The organism is Pyruvatibacter mobilis, assembly GCF_012848855.1.
Lineage (GTDB): Bacteria > Pseudomonadota > Alphaproteobacteria > CGMCC-115125 > CGMCC-115125 > Pyruvatibacter > Pyruvatibacter mobilis.
Genome location: NZ_CP051630.1, coordinates 1,540,337 through 1,559,046 on the forward strand (window position 1 = coordinate 1,540,337; position 18,710 = coordinate 1,559,046).

General features: G+C 64.8%; 22 protein-coding genes. 12 read left to right on the forward strand and 10 right to left on the reverse strand.

Annotated elements, in window-relative coordinates; all coding sequences use genetic code 11:
- Positions 1-89: 89 nt before the first annotated feature.
- The 6 genes from lpdA to HG718_RS07350 form a co-directional block, all read right to left on the reverse strand.
- Entirely contained in the window at positions 90-1,484 is a 1,395-nt protein-coding gene (lpdA, locus tag HG718_RS07325) for a dihydrolipoyl dehydrogenase (RefSeq protein WP_160588074.1), read from the reverse strand.
- A 28-nt stretch (positions 1,485-1,512) separates the two neighbouring features.
- Positions 1,513-2,919, reverse strand: a complete 1,407-nt coding sequence (locus HG718_RS07330) for a pyruvate dehydrogenase complex dihydrolipoamide acetyltransferase (protein ID WP_160588075.1) — start codon at positions 2,917-2,919, stop codon at positions 1,513-1,515.
- The gene (locus tag HG718_RS07335; RefSeq protein WP_160588077.1) at positions 2,919-3,350 is read right to left on the reverse strand and encodes a GFA family protein; all 432 of its coding nucleotides are present in this window, start codon (positions 3,348-3,350) and stop codon (positions 2,919-2,921) included. Before HG718_RS07335 ends, HG718_RS07330 begins: the two co-directional genes overlap by 1 nt.
- A gap of 68 nt (positions 3,351-3,418) precedes the next feature.
- The gene (locus tag HG718_RS07340; protein WP_160588079.1) at positions 3,419-4,840 is read right to left on the reverse strand and encodes a pyruvate dehydrogenase complex E1 component subunit beta; all 1,422 of its coding nucleotides are present in this window, start codon (positions 4,838-4,840) and stop codon (positions 3,419-3,421) included.
- On the reverse strand, positions 4,840-5,985 hold the full coding sequence (pdhA, locus tag HG718_RS07345; protein WP_160588080.1) for a pyruvate dehydrogenase (acetyl-transferring) E1 component subunit alpha: 1,146 nt from the start codon (positions 5,983-5,985) through the stop codon (positions 4,840-4,842). Before pdhA ends, HG718_RS07340 begins: the two co-directional genes overlap by 1 nt.
- 181 nt (positions 5,986-6,166) lie before the next feature.
- On the reverse strand, positions 6,167-6,517 hold the full coding sequence (locus tag HG718_RS07350) for an FtsB family cell division protein (protein ID WP_160588082.1): 351 nt from the start codon (positions 6,515-6,517) through the stop codon (positions 6,167-6,169).
- Positions 6,518-6,692: 175 nt separating this feature from the next.
- On the opposite strand from HG718_RS07350, the gene HG718_RS07355 reads away from it, so the two are divergent.
- The 3 genes from HG718_RS07355 (at position 6,693) to HG718_RS07365 (ending at position 8,787) form a co-directional block, all read left to right on the forward strand.
- Entirely contained in the window at positions 6,693-7,187 is a 495-nt protein-coding gene (locus HG718_RS07355; protein ID WP_160588084.1) for a GNAT family N-acetyltransferase, read from the forward strand.
- Between the two features lie 103 nt (positions 7,188-7,290).
- Positions 7,291-8,229, forward strand: a complete 939-nt coding sequence (locus tag HG718_RS07360) for a dienelactone hydrolase family protein (RefSeq protein WP_160588085.1) — start codon at positions 7,291-7,293, stop codon at positions 8,227-8,229.
- A 9-nt stretch (positions 8,230-8,238) separates the two neighbouring features.
- Positions 8,239-8,787 (forward strand): Rossmann-fold NAD(P)-binding domain-containing protein, encoded by a 549-nt coding sequence (locus HG718_RS07365; protein ID WP_160588087.1) that lies wholly within the window; start codon positions 8,239-8,241, stop codon positions 8,785-8,787.
- A gap of 531 nt (positions 8,788-9,318) precedes the next feature.
- Here the strand turns inward: HG718_RS07365 and eno are convergent.
- Positions 9,319-10,596, reverse strand: a complete 1,278-nt coding sequence (gene eno, locus HG718_RS07370; RefSeq protein ID WP_027843705.1) for a phosphopyruvate hydratase — start codon at positions 10,594-10,596, stop codon at positions 9,319-9,321.
- Between the two features lie 142 nt (positions 10,597-10,738).
- Here eno and HG718_RS07375 point away from each other — a divergent pair, with 142 nt between their 5' ends.
- Positions 10,739-11,383, forward strand: coding sequence for a glutathione S-transferase family protein (locus tag HG718_RS07375; RefSeq protein WP_160588088.1), 645 nt, complete (start codon positions 10,739-10,741; stop codon positions 11,381-11,383).
- Between the two features lie 29 nt (positions 11,384-11,412).
- Here the strand turns inward: HG718_RS07375 and HG718_RS07380 are convergent, their stop codons facing one another.
- From HG718_RS07380 to HG718_RS07390, 3 genes are all read right to left on the reverse strand, one after another.
- Positions 11,413-11,889, reverse strand: a complete 477-nt coding sequence (locus HG718_RS07380) for an SRPBCC family protein (protein ID WP_244617714.1) — start codon at positions 11,887-11,889, stop codon at positions 11,413-11,415.
- A 63-nt stretch (positions 11,890-11,952) separates the two neighbouring features.
- The gene (locus tag HG718_RS07385) at positions 11,953-12,444 is read right to left on the reverse strand and encodes an SRPBCC family protein (RefSeq protein WP_160588090.1); all 492 of its coding nucleotides are present in this window, start codon (positions 12,442-12,444) and stop codon (positions 11,953-11,955) included.
- Between the two features lie 5 nt (positions 12,445-12,449).
- On the reverse strand, positions 12,450-12,806 hold the full coding sequence (locus HG718_RS07390) for an ArsR/SmtB family transcription factor (protein WP_027843700.1): 357 nt from the start codon (positions 12,804-12,806) through the stop codon (positions 12,450-12,452).
- Between the two features lie 198 nt (positions 12,807-13,004).
- On the opposite strand from HG718_RS07390, the gene HG718_RS07395 reads away from it, so the two are divergent.
- The 8 genes from HG718_RS07395 (at position 13,005) to queF (ending at position 18,655) form a co-directional block, all read left to right on the forward strand.
- The gene (locus HG718_RS07395) at positions 13,005-13,391 is read left to right on the forward strand and encodes a hypothetical protein (RefSeq protein WP_027843699.1); all 387 of its coding nucleotides are present in this window, start codon (positions 13,005-13,007) and stop codon (positions 13,389-13,391) included.
- 14 nt (positions 13,392-13,405) lie between these two features.
- Positions 13,406-13,957: a gamma carbonic anhydrase family protein gene (locus HG718_RS07400; protein WP_160588091.1), complete on the forward strand. Its 552-nt coding sequence runs from the start codon at positions 13,406-13,408 to the stop codon at positions 13,955-13,957.
- A complete protein-coding gene (locus tag HG718_RS07405) occupies positions 13,957-14,592 on the forward strand; it encodes a glutathione S-transferase family protein (RefSeq protein ID WP_160588093.1) in 636 nt (211 codons plus the stop codon). Before HG718_RS07400 ends, HG718_RS07405 begins: the two co-directional genes overlap by 1 nt.
- Positions 14,593-14,827: 235 nt before the next feature.
- A complete protein-coding gene (locus HG718_RS07410; protein ID WP_160588094.1) occupies positions 14,828-16,327 on the forward strand; it encodes an autotransporter outer membrane beta-barrel domain-containing protein in 1,500 nt (499 codons plus the stop codon).
- 80 nt (positions 16,328-16,407) lie between these two features.
- Positions 16,408-17,148 carry a 7-cyano-7-deazaguanine synthase QueC gene (gene queC, locus HG718_RS07415; RefSeq protein ID WP_160588096.1) on the forward strand — a complete coding sequence of 247 codons (741 nt, stop codon included), beginning with the start codon at positions 16,408-16,410 and terminating at the stop codon, positions 17,146-17,148.
- Positions 17,145-17,795, forward strand: coding sequence for a 7-carboxy-7-deazaguanine synthase (gene queE, locus HG718_RS07420; RefSeq protein WP_160588097.1), 651 nt, complete (start codon positions 17,145-17,147; stop codon positions 17,793-17,795). Before queC ends, queE begins: the two co-directional genes overlap by 4 nt.
- A gap of 19 nt (positions 17,796-17,814) precedes the next feature.
- Entirely contained in the window at positions 17,815-18,192 is a 378-nt protein-coding gene (locus HG718_RS07425; RefSeq protein WP_027843693.1) for a 6-pyruvoyl trahydropterin synthase family protein, read from the forward strand.
- 4 nt (positions 18,193-18,196) lie between these two features.
- Positions 18,197-18,655, forward strand: coding sequence for a preQ(1) synthase (queF, locus tag HG718_RS07430; protein ID WP_160588099.1), 459 nt, complete (start codon positions 18,197-18,199; stop codon positions 18,653-18,655).
- Positions 18,656-18,710 lie beyond the last annotated feature (55 nt).

The following is an 18,710-nucleotide window of genomic DNA, read 5'->3' on the forward strand; positions in this document are numbered from 1 at the left end:
AGACGCAAAACCTCTGATTGAATAAGTGTTGTAAGAGGAAATGGTTCCGTAATTTCGTTTACAAAATCAATACTTTACGGATAACAGCGTCAGATATGCAGGACGCGGCCATAGGCATCGAGCACGCTCTCATGCATGGCTTCGGACAGGGTCGGGTGCGGGAAGACGGTCTGCATCAGCTCGGCTTCGGTGGTTTCGAGCTGGCGGGCGACGGCATAGCCCTGGATGAGTTCGGTCACTTCCGGGCCGATCATGTGGGCGCCCAAGAGCTCGCCGGTTTTCTTGTCGAAGATGGTCTTGATGAAGCCGTCGGGCTCGCCCAGCGCGATGGCCTTGCCGTTGCCCTGGAAGGGGAAGTTGCCGACGCGCACCTCGTGGCCGGCTTCTTTCGCATTTGCCTCGGTCATGCCGACGGACGCGACCTGGGGGCGGCAATAGGTACAGCCGGGGATGTTGGATGTGTCCAGCGGATGGACGTTGTCGAGGCCCGCGATCTTCTCGACGCAGGCGACGCCTTCATGGCTGGCCTTGTGGGCAAGCCAGGGCGGGCCGGTGAGATCGCCGATCGCATAGAGGCCATCGACGCCGGTGCGGCCATAGCCGTCGACCACCACATGGCCCTTCTCGACCTTGACGCCGGCCTCTTCGAGGCCGAGGCCTTCCACATTGCCGGTGATGCCGACGGCGAGGATGACCTTGTCAAATTTCTGGGTGTCGCTCTTGCCGTCCACCTCGATGGTGGCGTGCGCCGTGCCGGACTTGACTTCCAGCTTGGTCACCTTGGCGCCAGTGACGAGATTCATGCCCTGCTTCTTGAACGCCTTGGCGGCGAAGGCTGAAATCTCTTCGTCTTCGACGGGCAGGATGCGGTCCATCACCTCCACCACGGTCACGTCCGCGCCCATGGTGTTGTAGAAGCTGGCGAACTCGATGCCGATGGCGCCGGAGCCGATGACCAGCAGGCGCTTGGGCATTTCCTTCGGCACCATGGCCTCGCGATAGGTCCAGATGGTTTCACCGTCAGGCTCAAGCCCCGGCAGGGACCGGGCGCGGGCGCCGGCGGCGAGCACGATGTGTTTGGCTGACACGTCCTGCGTGCCGTCCTCGCCGTCGACCGAGAGCTTGCCCTTTCCGGCGAGCTTCGCTGTGCCGCGGATCACGTCGATCTTGTTCTTCTTCATCAGGAAGGTGACGCCGCTGGACAGGCGGCCCGCCACCTTGCGGGAGCGCTTGACGATTTTTTCGACGTCGAAGGACACATTGTCCGCAGACAGACCAAACTCATCCAGGTGGTTGAGATGGTCATAGATCTCAGACGTGCGGAGCAGCGCCTTGGTGGGAATGCAGCCCCAGTTGAGGCAGATGCCGCCGAGCTCGCTGCGCTCGATGATGGCGGTTTTCATGCCGAGCTGGCTGGCGCGGATGGCGGCGACATAGCCGCCCGGGCCGGAGCCGACGACGACAAGATCATAGGAAGTGGCCATGGGGCGGCCTCCCTGAAACAGAGAAAGACTAGAGCAGCATGGTGAGCGGATCCTCGATCAGGCGCTTGAAGGCCTGAAGGAGTTTAGCCCCCAGCGCGCCGTCAATGGCGCGGTGATCGCAGGAGAGCGTGACGGTCATCATGGTGGCGGCACTCAGCGTGCCATTCTTCACCACGGGCCGTTCCTCGCCGGCGCCCACCGCCATGATGGCGGCCTGCGGCGGATTGATGACGGCGGTGAAGTTTTTGATGCCGAACATGCCGAGATTGGAGACCGAGAAGGAGCCGCCCTCATAGTCAGCGGGCTTCAGCTTGCGGTCCTTGGCACGCTGGGCGAGCTCTTTCACCTCGGCTGAAATCTGTGCCAGCCCCTTGGTTTCGGCTGCCTTGACGATGGGGGTGATGAGCCCGCCATCCAGCGCCACGGCGACGCCGATATCAGCGTGCTTGTGCTTCAGCAGCGCGTCGCCCGCATAGGACACGTTGCAGTCCGGCACCTTCATGAGGGCCAGGGCGGAGGCGCGGATGATGAAGTCGTTGACCGACACCTTGATGCCGTCGTCCTCGCCGCGAGCATTCAGTTCCTTCCGGACACGGAGCAGCTCGTCCAACTCGCAATCGATGGTGAGATAGTAGTGCGGCAGTTCCTGCTTGGACTGGGTGAGGCGCTTGGCGATGGATTTGCGCATGCCGTCGAGCGGCACTTCTTTGTAGGTGCCGTCTTCGTAATAAAGGCGCGGGTCCGGCAGGGAGCCTGCGGGGGCGGCGGCTGGTGCCTTGCCCTGCTGCTTGGCATCCGATTTTTCGGCGGCGGCTTTCTTCGGCGCGGCCTTGCCGGGCTGGGCTGCTTCCACATCCGCCTTGATGATGCGGCCATGGGGGCCGGAGCCATCGAGGCTTTTCAGGTCGACGCCCTTGTCGGCGGCGATGCGGCGGGCGAGCGGGCTTGCAAAGATGCGCTCGCCGTCCTTTTCAGGTGCCGGCGGTGTGGCGGTCTCAACCCCCCTCACCTTCCCATCGCTCTCGCGACGGGCCCCTTCCTCTCCCCGCTGGGGAGAGGCGCGTTTTTCTGCACCGTCGTCGTCCGCCTCTTCTTCATCGCTTGTATCTTTTTCGGACGGGGCGGGCTTTGGTGCCGGTGCAGCGTCGCCTGCGTCGCCTGCGTCGAAATCGTCGAGGTCGCCCTCGTCTTCGCCGTCTTCGAGGATGACGGCGATGGGCTTGTTGATGGCGACGCCTTCAGTGCCTTCATCGACAAGGATCCTGCCGAGCGTGCCTTCGTCCACGGCTTCCACTTCCATGGTCGCCTTGTCGGTCTCGATCTCGGCGAGGACGTCACCGGAGGCCACCTTGTCGCCTTCCTTCACCAGCCATTTGGCGAGCGTGCCCTCTTCCATGGTGGGGGACAGGGCCGGCATGAGCACGGGGATGGGCATCAGACGCTCCCTGCCGCCTGATGCGGCGGCGTTAGGGTTTTGAGACGGTGCGGGATCCGGGGATCGGAGAAGGTGATCGGTGTCCAGCGGGAGGCGTGGCGCTGCTTGCGGCCCGAGCGGTCTTCGCCCGCAGCTTCAAGCGGCACGCTTGCGCAATCCTGCGCCAGGTCCGGATCAAGTCCCGCGACATTGAGGACGCAGCGCTGGGTCTCCGCGTCGCCGGAGACCGCCGCCACGAAGACACCGCAGATGCGGCAGAGGAGGAAGTCACACGCCCCTTCGCCGAACTGGTAGATCGTGAGGTCATCTACCCGCGCGGTGAGATGGGCCCGGCCATCAGGATCGGAATAGGCCAGCGCGCCGGTGCGGCGGCAAAAGCTGCACGGGCAGCGGCGCAGCACGATACCGTCGGCGGGCGCTGTCAGCCGCATTTCGGCTTTGACCGCGCCGCAATGGCATGTTCCGCGTATGACGCTGCTATCCCCGGACATCGGCGCCCCTATTTGTAGGTAACGGCTTTGACCGCCTCGACCACCTCGGCGGCACTGGGCAACGCCAGCTTTTCGAGATTGGCGGCATAGGGCATGGGCACGTCCTTGCCCGCCACGCGGGTGACCGGCGCGTCGAGATAATCAAACGCGTCCTGCATCAGGATCGCGGATATCTCCGAGCCGATGCCGCAGATGCTCCAGCCTTCTTCGACGGTGACGCAGCGATTGGTCTTCTTCACGCTGTCGATGATGGTCTGCTTGTCGAGGGGGCGGATGGTGCGCAGGTCGATCACCTCCGCGTTGATGCCCATCTCTTCAAGCTGCGGCAGGGCATCGAGCACATAGGTGAGGCCGTGGGAATGGGAGACGATGGTGACGTCCGTTCCTTCCTTCATCACCTTGGCCTTGCCGATGGGCACCACCCAGTCATCCGTATCCGGCACATCGAAGCTCTGGCCGTAGAGCACCTCGTTTTCAAGGAAGATGACCGGGTTGGCATCGCGGATGGCGGCCTTGAGCAGGCCCTTGGCATCAGCCGCCGTATAGGGGGCGATGACGATGAGCCCGGGGATATGGGCATACCAGGCCGCATAGTCCTGGCTGTGCTGGGCGGCCACGCGGGCGGCGGCGCCGTTGGGGCCGCGGAACACGATTGGGCAATCGATCTGCCCGCCGGCCATGTAGCGGGTCTTGGCGGCCGAATTGACGATCTGGTCGATCGCCTGCATGGCGAAGTTGAAGGTCATGAATTCGACGATCGGGCGCAGGCCCGCGAAGGCCGCACCGACACCGACGCCGGCGAAGCCATGCTCGGTGATCGGCGTATCGATGACGCGGCGGGCGCCGAACTCTTCCAGCAGGCCCTGGGTGACCTTGTAGGCGCCCTGATACTCGGCCACTTCCTCGCCCATGACGAAGACGCGGTCATCGGCCCGCATTTCCTCGGCCATGGCGTCGCGCAGCGCTTCGCGCACGGTGATGGATTTAAGCGAGACGCCGTCGGGCACTTCGGGTTCGGCGAGATCAGCGAGGATCCGGATGTCTCTTGATGACGGCCCGTCGTCGGATTTGGCGGACTTGCCAGACTTGGCTGAACTGTCGGCGTCGGCCTTCTTGTCGTCTGTTTTTTTCTCTTCCTTCGGCGCGCTGTCGGCCTCCGGGGCTGCGTCCACGTCGCCCGCGTCCTCGCCCTCTTCGACCAGGACGGCGATAACGTCGTTGACGGGCACGTTCTCGGTGCCTTCGGCGACAACGATCTTGCCGAGGATGCCTTCATCCACGGCTTCCACTTCCATGGTGGCCTTGTCGGTTTCGATTTCGGCGATCACGTCACCGGCGGAAATCTCGTCGCCTTCCTTGACCAGCCATTTGGCAAGGGTGCCCTCCTCCATGGTGGGCGACAGGGCGGGCATGGTGATGTTCGTTGCCATTAGCGTGCGCCCTCTCCGACCGGAGCATAGATGTCGGTCCACAATTCGTCCGGATGCGGCTCCGGGCTTTCCTGCGCGAATTCGGCGGCGGCGGAGACCGTGTCCTTCACGGCGCGGTCGATCTTCTTGAGATCGTCTTCCGAGGCCCACTTCTCGTCCAGGATGCGGGCGCGCACCATGTCGATGGGATCATGCTCGGTGCGCATCTTCTGGACTTCGTCCTTGGTGCGGTACTTCGCGGGGTCCGACATGGAGTGGCCGCGATAGCGGTAGGTCTTCATTTCGAGGATCACCGGGCCGTTGCCCTCGCGGCACCACTTGGCGGCGCGGGCGGAGGCTTCACGCACCTGCGCCACGTCCATGCCGTCCACTTCCTCGCCGGGAATGTTGAAGGAGCGGCCGCGGCGGTGCAGGTGGGTCTCGGCGGCGGCCCGCTCCAGCGAGGTGCCCATGGAATAGCGGTTGTTCTCGATGACGTAGATGACCGGCAGCTTCCAGAGCTCGGCCATGTTGAAGGCCTCGTAAACCTGCCCCTGATTGGACGCGCCCTCGCCGAAGAAGGTGGCGCAGACCTTGCCGTCGTCCCGATAGGCATTGGCGAAGGCGAGACCGGTGCCGATGGGCACCTGGGCGCCGACGATGCCGTGGCCGCCGTAAAACGCCTTTTCGGTGGAGAACATGTGCATGGAGCCACCCTTGCCGCGGGAGTAGCCGCCTTCGCGGCCGGTCAGCTCGGCCATCACACCCTTGGGGTCCATGTTCTTGGCCAGCATGTGGCCGTGGTCGCGGTAGCTGGTGATGATCTGGTCGCCGTCCTCCAGCGCCATCTCGACGCCGGTGACGACTGCTTCCTGACCGATATAGAGGTGGCAGAAGCCGCCGATCAGCCCCATGCCGTACATCTGGCCGGCGCGTTCCTCGAAGCGGCGGATGAGGAGCATGTCCTCATAAGCCTTGAGGGTTTCGTCCTTCGACAGGGTGGCGTCGCCGCGCTTGATCTTGTCCCAGGCGGCCTGGGAGGTGTCTTCGCGGTCCGTGCCATCGCCTGCGGGGCTGGCCGGAGCGGACTTCTTCGCAGCCGTCTTGCTGCGGGTCTTGCCACGAGTCTGGGAGGTTGATTTGGAGGCTGTGCTGCGCGCCGCCATGGGGGCTCCTCGAGGGGTTGCGGGACTGGCCTGAGTGTATCCCGGCCTGTGCGCGCTTGCGATGGGGGCACGCGCACGTTTGCGTCTAATGCTGACGCCGGCGGGTTACAAAATTGTGAGAACAGCCCAAACGGCGAAATCGTTCCAAAATCGGCGCAAAACCGCGTGTCGCCACCTGATCCTATTCGTCGATGAATATGGTGAGTTCGTCCGGATGGGCAAAGCCGAGGGCGGCGCGGGCGCGTTCATCCAGCAGGTCGGGGTCGAGGCTCTCGGGCCGCAGCAGCGCCACGTCACGCTCCAGCCGGGCGCGGATCTCCTTGGCGGACTGCACCTTGGCCGCCATCGCCGCGCGCTCCTCGCGCAGCTCCACAAGGCGCAGCAGCCCGTTGTCGCCGTGGACGGCGTGCCAGGCGAAATAGGCCATGATGCTGAGGCAGGCGACAGGCACGATGGCGCGGCCGAGACGGGCCCTCAGGCCATCGGTTTCAGCGGCGTAGGTGCCGGTGCGAATCGTATCGTGAAGTCTCATGAGCTTAAGGAATCATACTTGTGATTCTCATGGCAAGCCTAATTGAGTCAGTCTCTTATGCTGATTCTGTGAGAGACAGAATCCGGTTGCCTGCCTAGGGTCCCGGGCGTCTGGACCGGGCCCTGCCCCGGCCCGTGCTGATGCCTCGCTCCGCTTCCCAAGAGAGACGTTGCCCATGTCCGTCACCATCCGCCCTGCCCGCCCCGGCGACCATGATGCCATCTGGATGATCCTTGAGCCGGTGATCCGCGCGGGTGAAACCTATGCCCTGCCGCGTGACATGAGCCGCGAGGCGGCCCTCGCCTACTGGACCAGCGTGGAGAAGGCGACCTTTGTGGCCGAGGATGCAACAGGCGTGCTGCTGGGCACCTATTACCTGAAGGCCAACCAGATGGGCGGCGGCGCGCATGTGTGCAATTGCGGCTATGTGACCGCCGAGGCTGCGCGCGGCAAGGGGGTGGCGGGGATGCTGTGCGCGCACTCCCAGGACGAGGCGCGGGCACGCGGCTTTACGGCCATGCAGTTCAATCTCGTTGTCTCCACCAATGAAGGCGCTGTGCGGCTGTGGCAGAAGCTCGGCTTCGAGATCGCTGGCACACTGCCCAAGGCCTTCGACCACCCGGCGCAAGGGCTGGTAGATGCGCATGTGCTCTACAAGCTGCTTGTGTGACACCGCACCACCCCTTCGCGATCAGCCGGGCGGCTTGCCCTCGCCGGGGCTTCTGCCCATCCTGTGCGTTCGGTTTCAACAACAAGAACGGACGGCAGAATTCATGGTCGATCTCAACCGGGACCCGCGCACGGATCGGGGCGAACGCATCACCTACACCAGCAGCGATGCGTTCGAGTTCACGCAGATCCTTGATCAGTCAGCGCAGCCGCAGGAGATCTTCGGTGACCTGGAACTGCCTGAGGGAGCCACACATGGAGACGGTCCGTTCCCCTGCGTGGTGATGTGCCATGGCTCCTATGGCTGGCGGTCGCACCATCTCGATTATGCGGACATGTTCCACGGGATGGGGATCGCGACCTTCCGGCCGCATTCCTTCGAGGCGCGCGGCACGCGGGAGGTGTCGACTACCCAGGTGGAAGTCACCATGGCGATGATGATCGCGGACGCCTATGCGGCACTGAAACTGTTGGCGGCCCATCCGAAGATCGACGCGACCCGTGTGGCGATTGCCGGGTGGAGCCTGGGCGGCGGCATGGCGGCCTACAGCGCCTGGGAGCCGCTGATCGAGAAGCTGTCGCCGGACGGCCTGCGCTTTGCCGCCCACATGCCGGTTTATCCCGCGTGCCACATCAGGACCGAGGACAATCGCTGGTCGTCGGCGCCAATGTGCATCCTGATGGGGGAAGCCGAGGACTATACGCCGGCGGCACCCGCCGTGGAGCTTGTCGAGGACATCAACGCGCATGGGGGCAATGCGGAGATTATTCTGTATCCGGACAGTTATCACTCCTTCGACAGCACCGACCCCGTTGAATATCTGCCGGACGTGATCGCCCTGCCGCCGGGGCGCAGCGCCACGGTGAAGCTGGACGGGCGGATGCTGACGGACAGCGGCAAGGATGTCTCAACCCGCGACGGGCGGCTGGAGGGCTTTGCGACGCTGGCCAAGTTCGGCGCGCATATTGGTGGCAACCCGCCCATGCGTGAGAAGGCATTTGCTGATGCCAAGGCCTTCATGACGCGGACCCTGCTGACCTAGGAGTGCCCCATGCCGCTGTTGTGTATCGGAACCACGGGCATGCTGGCGGGTGCGGCCCGGCAGCTGGCCGGCTCCGGCGGGGCCGATATCGCGGTGCTGGCGCGGCGGGCCTCGGCGTTCCGGTTCGGGGAAGCGGCGCTGGACGCGCGGCTCAGCGCCTATGACACGGACTGGAGCGATGCTGCGGGCTTCGTCTCGGCGCTGGAGCAGGCCGGTGCGGCGCAGGGGCCGTTCCGGGCAGCGCTTGTGTGGATGCATGGGCGCGACGAAGCGCTGCGGGCGCAGATTGTTCATCACATGGCCGAAGGCGGGCTTTTGATCGAGGTGCTGGGGTCAGCCGCATCGCGGCCCGGCGCCTTCGGCGAGGAAAGGGTGCGGGTGATGCAGGGGCTGCCGCATATCCGCTACCGGCAGGTGCTGCTGGGCTTTGTGCACCATGACGGCGTGTCGCGCTGGCTGACCCATGAGGAGATTTGCGCGGGCGTGCTGCAGGCTGCTGCGGGCGATGATGTGGTGACGGTCGCCGGGCAGGTGGAGCCGTGGAAGCTGCGGCCCTGAGGGGCTCGGGGGTTGATGCGTCCGTCAACCCAGAAACAACCGCATCCCTCCGGCCTGACCGGAGGGTCCACTCGCCTTGGCTGTTGGGGATGGCGGGTGCGGCTGGCGCATCTGTGCAAGCACACCTGCTGCGGCAAGCGGGGCCGAGAGTAGGCCCTCCGGTCAAGCCGGAGGGCTACGGGATTTTAGTGCGCCTGCCGGTGTTACCTCCCCCCTCGAGGGAGAGGTCGGTGCGTCAGCACCGGGTGAGGGGGTGAGACCCTCAACCCTCATAAAGTCTGAGATCAGAGACCACTGCTGCCGCCCCCTCACCCTCCCACGGGCTTGCGCCCGCGGGCCCCTCCCTCTCCCGCTAGGGGAGAGGGAATTATTGGCCAGGCCTTCCCCCCACCCCGCTTTCCCTCCGGCTTGACCGGAGGGTCTATGGGTGGGGCAGTGTGGCACAGGCTTTGTGCCGGATGGATGGTCGGATGGGCCCTCCGGTCGAGCCGGAGGGAAAGCGGTGTTTAGGGCTGTCTGACCGCCCCTTGCTCAGCCGCGGAGGATCGACGTGCCGGCGTATTCTGCCGCGGCGCCGAGTTCTTCTTCGATGCGGATGAGCTGGTTGTATTTGGCCATGCGGTCGGAGCGGGCAAGGGAGCCGGTTTTGATCTGGCCGCAATTGGTGGCGACCGCCAGGTCGGCGATGGTGGCGTCTTCGGTTTCGCCGGAGCGGTGCGACATGACAGCGGTATAGGACGCCTTGTGGGCCATCTCGACGGCTTCAAGCGTCTCGGTGAGCGAGCCGATCTGGTTGACCTTGACGAGGATCGAGTTGGCGACGCCCTTGTCGATGCCGTCGGACAGGCGGGCGGAGTTGGTGACGAACAGATCGTCGCCCACCAGCTGCACCTTGCCGCCGATCTTGTCGGTCAGCGCCTTCCAGCCGTCCCAGTCATCTTCTGCCATGGCGTCTTCGATGGAGATGATGGGGAAGCGGCCCACGAGGTCGGCCCAGTAGTCGGCCATGCCGCCGGCATCGAGCGTCTTTCCCTCGCCTGCCAGCACGTATTTGCCGTCCTTGTAGAACTCGGTGGAGGCGGCATCGATGGCGAGGTGGATGTCTTCGCCGGGCTTGTAGCCGGTGGTCTCGATGGCCTTCATGATGAAGCCCAGCGCGTCCTCGGTAGACGCGAGGTTGGGAGCGAAGCCGCCCTCGTCGCCCACATTGGTGTTGTGGCCCGCGTCCTTCAGCCCCTTCTTGAGCTGGTGGAAGACTTCCGCGCCCATGCGCACACCGTCGGCGATGGAGCCGGCGGAGACGGGCATGATCATGAATTCCTGGATGTCGATCGGGTTGTCCGCATGCTCGCCGCCATTGACGATGTTCATCATCGGCACCGGCAGGGTGCGGGCGGCGGGACCGCCGACATATTTGTAGAGCGGCAGGCCGCAGGACTGGGCGGACGCCTTGGCGAGCGCCAGCGACACGCCGAGGATCGCGTTGGCGCCGAGGCGGGCCTTGTTGGGGGTGCCGTCGAGGTCGATCATCATCCGGTCGAGAATGATCTGGTCTTCGGAGTCCATGCCGGCCAGAGCGTCGAAGATCTCGGTGTTGACGTTCTCGACGGCCTTGAGCACGCCCTTGCCGCCATAGCGCTTGGCATCCGCGTCGCGCAGCTCCACCGCCTCATGGGCGCCGGTGGAGGCGCCGGACGGGACCGCGGCGCGGCCCATGGCGCCATCTTCCAGCACCACATCCACTTCGACGGTGGGGTTGCCGCGGCTGTCGAGGATTTCGCGGGCGGTGATGTCGATGATAGCGGCCATTTGGCGCTCCTTCGGTCGTGCTTGAGACTATGGAAATGGGGGCCCGGTGGGGCATAAAGGTGGCGACTTCATAACCGAAGCGCCCGCCGCATGAAAGCCATATGCGCCACCGGGCCGCCAATCAGATCTGCCGGAGGGGTTCATGCCGCCAGCCACCGCCAAAATCCGCCTTTGGGGGCGCAACAACTCGATCAATGTCCAGAAGGTGATCTGGGCTTGCGAGGAGCTGGGGGTTGCCTATGAGCGCGTGGATGCGGGCGGGGCCTTCGGCGGCACGGACAGCGACGCCTACCGGGCGATGAACCCCAACGGGCTGGTGCCGGTGATCCGCGACGGGGAGCAGGTGATCTGGGAGAGCAACGCCATCGTGCGCTATCTCTTCGCGGCCTATGCGCCGGCCAGCGGCACCGGGCTGCACTACCCGACCGACGCGCGGGTGCGGGCCATCGAGGAACAATGGATGGACTGGCAGGCGACGGATTTCTGGCCGACCATGCGGCCGATCTTCAAAGGGCTGATCCGCAAGGAGGACGGCATCCACGCCACCCAGATCGCGGACGCCACGGATGCGACCGAGGCACGGCTGGCGATCCTCGACGCGCAGCTGGAGAAAGCGGCCTTCGTGGCGGGCAAGCGCTTCACCATGGCGGATATCCCGGTAGGCCTGACGGTGGCGCGCTGGCTGAAGCTGCCGGTGGACCACAAGCGGCACCAGCATGTGGAAAGCTGGTTCGACGCCATCCGCTCGCGGCCGGCCTTCAGGTCAGTGGACATTCCGCTGACCTGAAGGCGCGTGGAAGGCACGCAGGCAAGCCGTCAGGCAGCCTCGCGGCGGAGATAGGCGTCGAGATTGTCCAGCACCTCGCCCCAGCCTTCGGAATTGCTCAGGCGCATGTCGCGGGCCTCGAAGCCTGTCTGGGTGAAGGTGAGGCGCGTCTTGCTGCCCTCATCCTCGAAGGTGATGGTGATGAGGGTCTTCACGCCCGGACCATCGGCATTGATCCATTGATGGGTCTGGACGATGCGCCGGCCGGGGACGACTTCCACATATTCGCCTTCCATGCGGTAATCCTCACCGCCAGGTGACCGGATGACAGCGAACCATTCCCCACCAACCCGCACCTCGCAACCGCCATCCGTATGCTGAAAGTTTGCGGGGAACATCCAGTTGCGGATGTGCTCCGGCTCGGTCCAGACGCTGAAGACAAGATCACGCGGGGCATCGAGCAGGCGGGTGATGGTGTAGCCCTTGCCGGGCATCTCACCGTGCACATCAATTTGCATCTTTCCCATTGCACGTCTCCTGGGTGGTGACGGGGCCTCGCCCGTCGGTTGGCTGGAAGTCCGATCTGACGGTCAGACCGTCTCGGCGAGGGATTGGGCGACGGCGTCGAGCTGGGTGATCATGGTGCCCCACCCGCCTTCGAAGCCCATTTCCTCGTGGCGCTTGCGGGCGGCGATGTCGTCGTGAAGCACATGGGCTGAATAGCGGGTGCCGGTGCCGTCATCGGTGAATGAAATGATCGCAGTCATGAAATGCTCCGGGTTCGGACGCCAGCCCGGTCCGAGCGCATCGGTGAAGACGACGCGGGACTGGTCCTCGACGTCGAGGAAGCAGCCGGCGCCGCCATCCATCTCGGTGCCGTCCGGCCCTTTCATGACGGTGCGGAAGATGCCGCCGGGGCGCAGGTCCATCTCGCATTCCGTCGTGATGTAGGGCTTGGGCGCCCACCACTTCTTGAGGTGGTCAGGGGTGGTCCAGGCGGTCCAGACGACGGACCGGGGGGCCTTCAGGTGGCGCTCGATGAACAGGTCGCGGTCGGCATCAAAATTGGCTGGCAAGTGCATGGTCGTTATTTCTCGTTTTGCTGAATGTCACTCAAATAGGCTTCAAGTCGGTCGAGCCGGCCCTCCCACAGCGCCTTCTGTTCGGCGATCCAGTCCTGCGCTGTGGCCAGCGCTTCGGGCTCCATCTTGCAGGTGCGTACCCGCCCCTGCTTGGTGGTGCTGACCAGGCCCGACCCCTCCAGCACCCGCAGATGCTGCATGAAGGACGGCAGGGCCATGTCGAACGGTTTGGCCAGGTCACTGACGCTTGCCGGTTCGGTGGCGGATGAAAGCTGCGCGATGACGGCGCGGCGCGTGGGGTCGGCCAGCGCGTGGAACACGCTGTCGAGGCTTGGGTCGGTGGCTGTTTGAAAGTTAGGCATGCACCTAACTTATGGCGCCGGCGGGCGTTGCGCAAGATACTTAGGTGATTTTCTTAGTTTTAAATTGGTCACAGGACCCACGGCCTGTGCGTCAGGTTTTCGGGGTTTGGCCCGGCCCGATCTGGGGGCATTGGCCTTTGCCGCGCGCGGTGCGGCGCCCCTAGCGTTTTTCAGGCTTCCCGCAGGAGGAAATGTTCCATGGCCCGCACGCTTCTTTATGTCCTCGCCGGATATGCGCTGCTGATTTCCGGCTATATCTGGTTTTTGCCGCAGACCTTCTATGACAACACGCCCGGCGTCGCGATGATGGGGCCGTTCTCGATCCACTTCATGAAGGATGTCTCGCTGGCCTATCTGGCGGGCGGGCTGATCCTCGCCTGGGCGGCGCGGACGGGCGACCAGCGGCTGGGCTATGCCGGGGCCATGTGGTTTGCGTTCCACGGCCTGTTTCATATCTGGATCTGGATCCACCGCGGATTGCCGTTTGACATCATCGCGGCATCGGATTTTGTTGGCGTGGTGACGCCCGCAGCGCTTGCCGTGTGGGCGGCGTCGCGCCTCCCCTCCCCGACCCGCACAGCCTGACAGGATTGATCCGAATGCCCCATATCGGCCCGCATGTGACCCTCGACGACCCGGCCTTCATCCACGACACGGCGTCGATCTACGGCAAGGTGCATATCGGCAAGGGGGCGTCGGTCTGGCCGCAGGTGGTGATGCGGGCGGAGATGTTTGAGATCTGCATCGGCGCGCGCACCAACATCCAGGACTTCGTGATGGTGCATGTGGGCAATGCCTCGCCGACAATTGTCGGCGAGGACTGCTCCATCACCCATCACGCGACGCTGCATGGCTGCGAGATCGGCGACCGGTGCCTGATCGGCATCAATGCCACCATCATGGACGGGGCCAAGATCGGCGCCAATTCGATTGTCGCGGGACACACCATCGTGCGCGAGGGGCAGGAATTTCCGGACAACTCGATCATTGCCGGGGTGCCGGCAAAGCTCGTGGGCACGCGCGACAATGGTGAGGCCAATCTCGTCAATGCACGGTTCTATCTGCGCAATGCCCAGAACTACGCCCAAGGCATCGATCGGTTCAGCGAGGCGGATATCGGCTTCGTGGCGACAGGTGAGGCCGCTGACTGATGCTGACGATCTACGTCGCCAGGATATCGACCTATGGCCGCATCGTGGCGACGGTGGCGGAGGAAGCGGGGATTGCCCATGAGACCATCCCCACCGACTCCAAGACGGAAGAGCACCGGGCGCGGCATCCCTTCATGAAGACCCCCGCAGTGGAGATTGACGGGGTGGCGATGTATGAGAGCAGCGCCATCTGCCCTTACATCGACGATGTCTATAATGGCGGTGCGCTGCAGCCGGATGACCCGCTGGAGCGGGCGCGGATGCGGCAATGGATGGCGGTGAATGACCACTATGTCTTTCCGCTTACGGAGGAGCGGCTGACCCTGCCGCGGCTCGTGGTGCCGATGATGGGGCGTGAGCCGCGCGAGGACCTGATCCGCGAGGCGCTGCCCGCCATCCGCTATTACCTGCAGGTGGTGGAGGACCGGCTGTCCGAGGTGCCCTATCTGGCGGGGCCTTTCTTCTCGCTGGCGGATATCTTCATGTATTGCACGCTGGTGGGCGTGGCCCTCACCGATGAGGGCCGGGCGATGCTGGCGGAGACACCGTCGCTGACCCGCTGGATGGACGTGGTGGGCGCCCGCCCCAGCCTGCAAGCCACGCGCTGGCCGCTCGAGATGCAGGCCGGGGTGTAAGGCGCGCACGACCGCCAGCCATGATGGTTAACCATTAGTTTCATCAATCACTGACAGACCCGCTGCCGCACGCTTTCATGCCGGTATCAGGGCAGGCTCCGGGCATGGGGACCCGGGCTGCCCTGCCTTTGTGCAATGCGCAGTTGGGGGACTGCCGGGCATGGTCTTTTCGATAGTATCGGCGTGCAGGCGCCCTGTCCTTTTCGCAGCCGCCCTTGCAGGCGCTGCAGCGGCTTTGGCAGCACCGGCCCGCGCCCAGAGCGCCCTGGGGTCCTGCGCGGATCTCGATGGTTTCTATTTCGAGCGGGATTCCCTCAGCGTCATTACCAGCCAGGCGCTGACCATCGGTACGCTGAATGACGATGACGCCATTTCGCTTGAGATCGCGGCGAACTCAGGCGCCGCCGGGCTTGTCAGCAGTGTGGTGACGATTGGCGGGGCGACGGTTTTCTCGGAGACGTTCACCTTCACGCTGCCGGGGGGCGGCGGCTTTCCGCTGGGGCCGCCACAGCTCCGCTCGGCTGCCTATGATCCGCCTTCGGACGCCACCAATGTCGCGCTCACGATCGATACGGCGCCCTTCACCAGCCCCGAGGGATCCATCGAAGTCACCATACGCTGCACGCCGGGCCCGTCCGCGAGCGCGGCTGCGGCCACCACCACCGCGGCCAGCACGACTTTCGCCACCGAGCGGGTGCGCCGCCTTCTGGAGGAGCGGCCGGACCGGGCGCGCTTCGTGCGCAAGCAGCTCAAGGCCCTGTGGGGCGGCGGGAGCAATGGGGCGGACACGGATGATATGGCACTGGCGGACCGGCTGACCGAGACCCGCAACCGGCGCCGCCCGGTGCGCGTGGCCGAAGCGCCGGCGAACCGGATGCTGGTGGGCATGGCGGCGCGGGACGCGACGCTCAGCGCCTATGCCTATGACGACAGCAGCGACGAGGCCGGGTGCGATGAGGGCCGCATGACGCTGCGCTGCCTCGATGTGTGGACCGAGGCGCATTACACCCGCTTCAACGACGACGAAGACCGGGACGGCGATTTCACCGTGGTCTATGTGGGGGCGGACATGCATCTCACGCCATGGGTGGTGGCAGGGCTGCTGGGGCAGATGGACTGGATGAGCGACGACATGCCCGTTGCCTCCACCCGCATCCGCAGCACCGGCTGGATGGTCGGCCCCTATGCCTCGATGCGGCTGACGCCTGATCTCTATTTCGACATCCGGGCGGCCTGGGGCCGGTCGGATACCGACGTGACGGCGCTGGGAGCCGCAGGCAGCTACGCGACCGCGCGGTGGCTGGCGACGGCGCAGCTGACCGGCAACTTCCATACGGGCGACATCCGCGTGACGCCGGAAGTGTCGGTTGAATATATCGAGGAAAAGCTGGACGGGATCACCGGGCGGCCGGGCCTTGCCACGCCGGAGCAGACCGTGCGGCTGGGCCGGGTGCGGGCCGGGCCTGAAATGGCGACCCTGGTGACGCTGGGCGACGGCATGGTGCTGGAGCCGCGGGTCGCATTCCGGGGCATCTGGGATTTCGAACCGGCGGACACCATCACCATCGGCAATGCCAGCTATGGCGACGGGCGGCTGCGCGGGGTGGTGGAAGGCGGGGCCATCCTGCACGGGCTGGACGGGCTCAACCTGTCGGTCAGCGGCAAATATGAGGGCATCGGGCTCAACGGCTTCCATGCCTATGGCGGCTCTCTGTGGGTGAATGTGCCGCTGTAAAGCCGGCCCACCATGCCGCCTGACTTTTTGCAAGGCACGCATGACTTGACGGGTCCTCTTGCGCAGGCTTCAACCCCTGCATGACAGATGCTGTTTCATCTCCCGTTCCCGTCGGCGCTGCCGGTGCCGGGGCTCTGGTGCTGTTTTCCGGCGGCCAGGACTCGACGACGACGCTTGCCTGGGCGCTGGACCGCTACCAGCGGGTGGAGACGATCGGGTTTGACTACGGCCAGCGGCACCGGGTGGAGCTCGAGCAGCGGCGCGTGGTGCTGGATCATCTGGCGCAGGCCTTTCCCGCGTGGGCCGCGAAGCTGGGCGAGGACCACATGCTGGACCTCAGCGACCTTGGCCGCATCTCGGAAACGGCGCTGACGCGCGACGCGGAGATCGCGTTTGACGCGGAGGGGCTGCCGTCCACCTTCGTGCCCGGGCGCAACCTTCTGTTCTTCACCTATGCGGCAGCCATCGCCTTCCGGCGCGGGCTGAGCGTGCTGGTGGGCGGCATGTGCGAGACCGATTATTCGGGCTATCCCGATTGCCGCGACACGACGCTGAAGACCCTGCAGGCGGCGATCACGCTGGGCATGGGGCGCGACTTCGTGATCGAGACGCCGCTGATGTGGATCGACAAGGCGGCAACCTGGGCGCTGGCCGAGCGGCTGGGCGGGGCACCACTGATGGAGATCATCAGGGAGGACACCCACACCTGCTATCTCGGCGAGCGCGGCACGCTGCATGACTGGGGCCATGGCTGCGGCAGTTGCCCGGCCTGCGAGCTGCGCGCCCAAGGCTGGCAGAGCTTCCAGGCGTCGCGGCTGTGACCTATTCCGTCAAAGAGATGTTCGCGACGCTGCAGGGCGAAGGCGGCCAGGCGGGCAAGGCTGCGGTGTTTCTGCGCTTTGCCGGCTGCAATCTGTGGACCGGCCGGGAGCAGGACCGGGCAAGCGCCGTGTGCCGCTTCTGCGACACGGATTTCGTCGGCACCGACGGTGAGGGCGGCGGCAAGTTCGACACCGCCGAGGCGCTGGCGCGCGCCGTGGCCGACACCTGGCAGGGCGGCGATGAAAACCGCCTTGTTGTCTGCACCGGCGGGGAACCGCTGCTGCAACTGGACGGGCCGCTGATCGACGCGCTGCACGGGCACGGGTTCATGATCGCCGTTGAGACCAACGGAACGCTGGCCGCGCCGCACGGGGAAACAGGCGGCATTGACTGGATCTGCGTCAGCCCCAAGGGCAGCGCGCCGCTGACGCTTACCACCGGCCAGGAGCTGAAGCTCGTTTATCCGCAAACGGAACTCGAAGCGCAGCCGGAGCAGTTTGACGGCCTGGATTTCCAGCATTTCTTCCTGCAGCCGATGGACGGGCCGGACCGCGAAAAAAACACGCAGGCGGTGGTTTCCTATTGCCTTCGCCACCCCAAATGGCGTTTGTCGGTCCAGTCACACAAATTCATCGGCATTCCCTAAAGGTTGCGAGCGCCTGTCCATGCGCATTCAGAAACAGTTTTCCTTCGACGCCGCCCATTACCTGCCGCATGCGCCCGACGGTCATCCCAACCGGCGGCTGCACGGGCATTCGTTCCGGGTGATCGTCTGCCTGGACGGGATGCCGGATGACGCGACCGGGCTGATCCGCGATTTCGGCGACGTGAACGCGCAGTTGATGGATGTACGCGAGGAGCTGGACCACCGCTTCCTCAACGAGATCGAGGGGCTGGAAAAGCCGACCCTTGAGAACATCACCCTGTGGCTGTGGACGCGGCTGCAGGCGGCCTTACCGGAGCTGGCGCGCATCGAGATCCACCGCGACAGCTGCGGGGAAGCCTGCATCTATGAGGGCTCGCGGCACGGAAGGAGCAAGTGAGACGATGAGCGATCAGCCTGACGTCAGCCAGCTCGGCCAGCAGACCACCCTGCCCGCCTCGCCCGAAGAGGCAGAGCTTGAGCGGGTGCCCAACCCGCATCCGGACACGGCCTATGTGGCCCGCTTCACGGCACCTGAATTTACCTCGCTGTGTCCCGTTACGGGACAGCCGGACTTCGCGCATCTTGTCATCGACTATGTGCCCGGCGCGTGGCTGGTGGAGAGCAAATCGCTGAAGCTCTATCTTGGCAGCTTCCGCAATCACGGGGCCTTCCACGAGGATTGCACGGTGGCGATCGGCAAGCAGCTTGCGGAGTTGCTGGAGCCGCAATGGCTCCGCATTGGCGGCTATTGGTACCCCCGCGGCGGCATTCCCATCGACGTGTTCTGGCAGACGTGTGATGTGCCTGCGGGTGTGTGGCTGCCGGACCAGGGCGTGCCGGCCTATCGCGGCCGCGGTTAACCCGCTTTCCAACTGTAGATTTACCCTCCCTCAAGGGTTGAATGCGATCATTTCA

Bases quoted from the DNA above. Each gene is read 5' to 3' on its own strand.
- lpdA (WP_160588074.1), bottom strand. From the start codon at position 1,484: ATGGCCACTTCCTATGATCTTGTCGTCGTCGGCTCCGGCCCGGGCGGC.
- HG718_RS07330 (WP_160588075.1), bottom strand. From the start codon at position 2,919: ATGCCCATCCCCGTGCTCATGCCGGCCCTGTCCCCCACCATGGAAGAG.
- HG718_RS07335 (WP_160588077.1), bottom strand. From the start codon at position 3,350: ATGCGGCTGACAGCGCCCGCCGACGGTATCGTGCTGCGCCGCTGCCCG.
- HG718_RS07340 (WP_160588079.1), bottom strand. From the start codon at position 4,840: ATGGCAACGAACATCACCATGCCCGCCCTGTCGCCCACCATGGAGGAG.
- pdhA (WP_160588080.1), bottom strand. From the start codon at position 5,985: ATGGCGGCGCGCAGCACAGCCTCCAAATCAACCTCCCAGACTCGTGGC.
- HG718_RS07350 (WP_160588082.1), bottom strand. From the start codon at position 6,517: ATGAGACTTCACGATACGATTCGCACCGGCACCTACGCCGCTGAAACC.
- HG718_RS07355 (WP_160588084.1), top strand. From the start codon at position 6,693: ATGTCCGTCACCATCCGCCCTGCCCGCCCCGGCGACCATGATGCCATC.
- HG718_RS07360 (WP_160588085.1), top strand. From the start codon at position 7,291: ATGGTCGATCTCAACCGGGACCCGCGCACGGATCGGGGCGAACGCATC.
- HG718_RS07365 (WP_160588087.1), top strand. From the start codon at position 8,239: ATGCCGCTGTTGTGTATCGGAACCACGGGCATGCTGGCGGGTGCGGCC.
- eno (WP_027843705.1), bottom strand. From the start codon at position 10,596: ATGGCCGCTATCATCGACATCACCGCCCGCGAAATCCTCGACAGCCGC.
- HG718_RS07375 (WP_160588088.1), top strand. From the start codon at position 10,739: ATGCCGCCAGCCACCGCCAAAATCCGCCTTTGGGGGCGCAACAACTCG.
- HG718_RS07380 (WP_244617714.1), bottom strand. From the start codon at position 11,889: ATGGGAAAGATGCAAATTGATGTGCACGGTGAGATGCCCGGCAAGGGC.
- HG718_RS07385 (WP_160588090.1), bottom strand. From the start codon at position 12,444: ATGCACTTGCCAGCCAATTTTGATGCCGACCGCGACCTGTTCATCGAG.
- HG718_RS07390 (WP_027843700.1), bottom strand. From the start codon at position 12,806: ATGCCTAACTTTCAAACAGCCACCGACCCAAGCCTCGACAGCGTGTTC.
- HG718_RS07395 (WP_027843699.1), top strand. From the start codon at position 13,005: ATGGCCCGCACGCTTCTTTATGTCCTCGCCGGATATGCGCTGCTGATT.
- HG718_RS07400 (WP_160588091.1), top strand. From the start codon at position 13,406: ATGCCCCATATCGGCCCGCATGTGACCCTCGACGACCCGGCCTTCATC.
- HG718_RS07405 (WP_160588093.1), top strand. From the start codon at position 13,957: ATGCTGACGATCTACGTCGCCAGGATATCGACCTATGGCCGCATCGTG.
- queC (WP_160588096.1), top strand. From the start codon at position 16,408: ATGACAGATGCTGTTTCATCTCCCGTTCCCGTCGGCGCTGCCGGTGCC.
- HG718_RS07425 (WP_027843693.1), top strand. From the start codon at position 17,815: ATGCGCATTCAGAAACAGTTTTCCTTCGACGCCGCCCATTACCTGCCG.
- queF (WP_160588099.1), top strand. From the start codon at position 18,197: ATGAGCGATCAGCCTGACGTCAGCCAGCTCGGCCAGCAGACCACCCTG.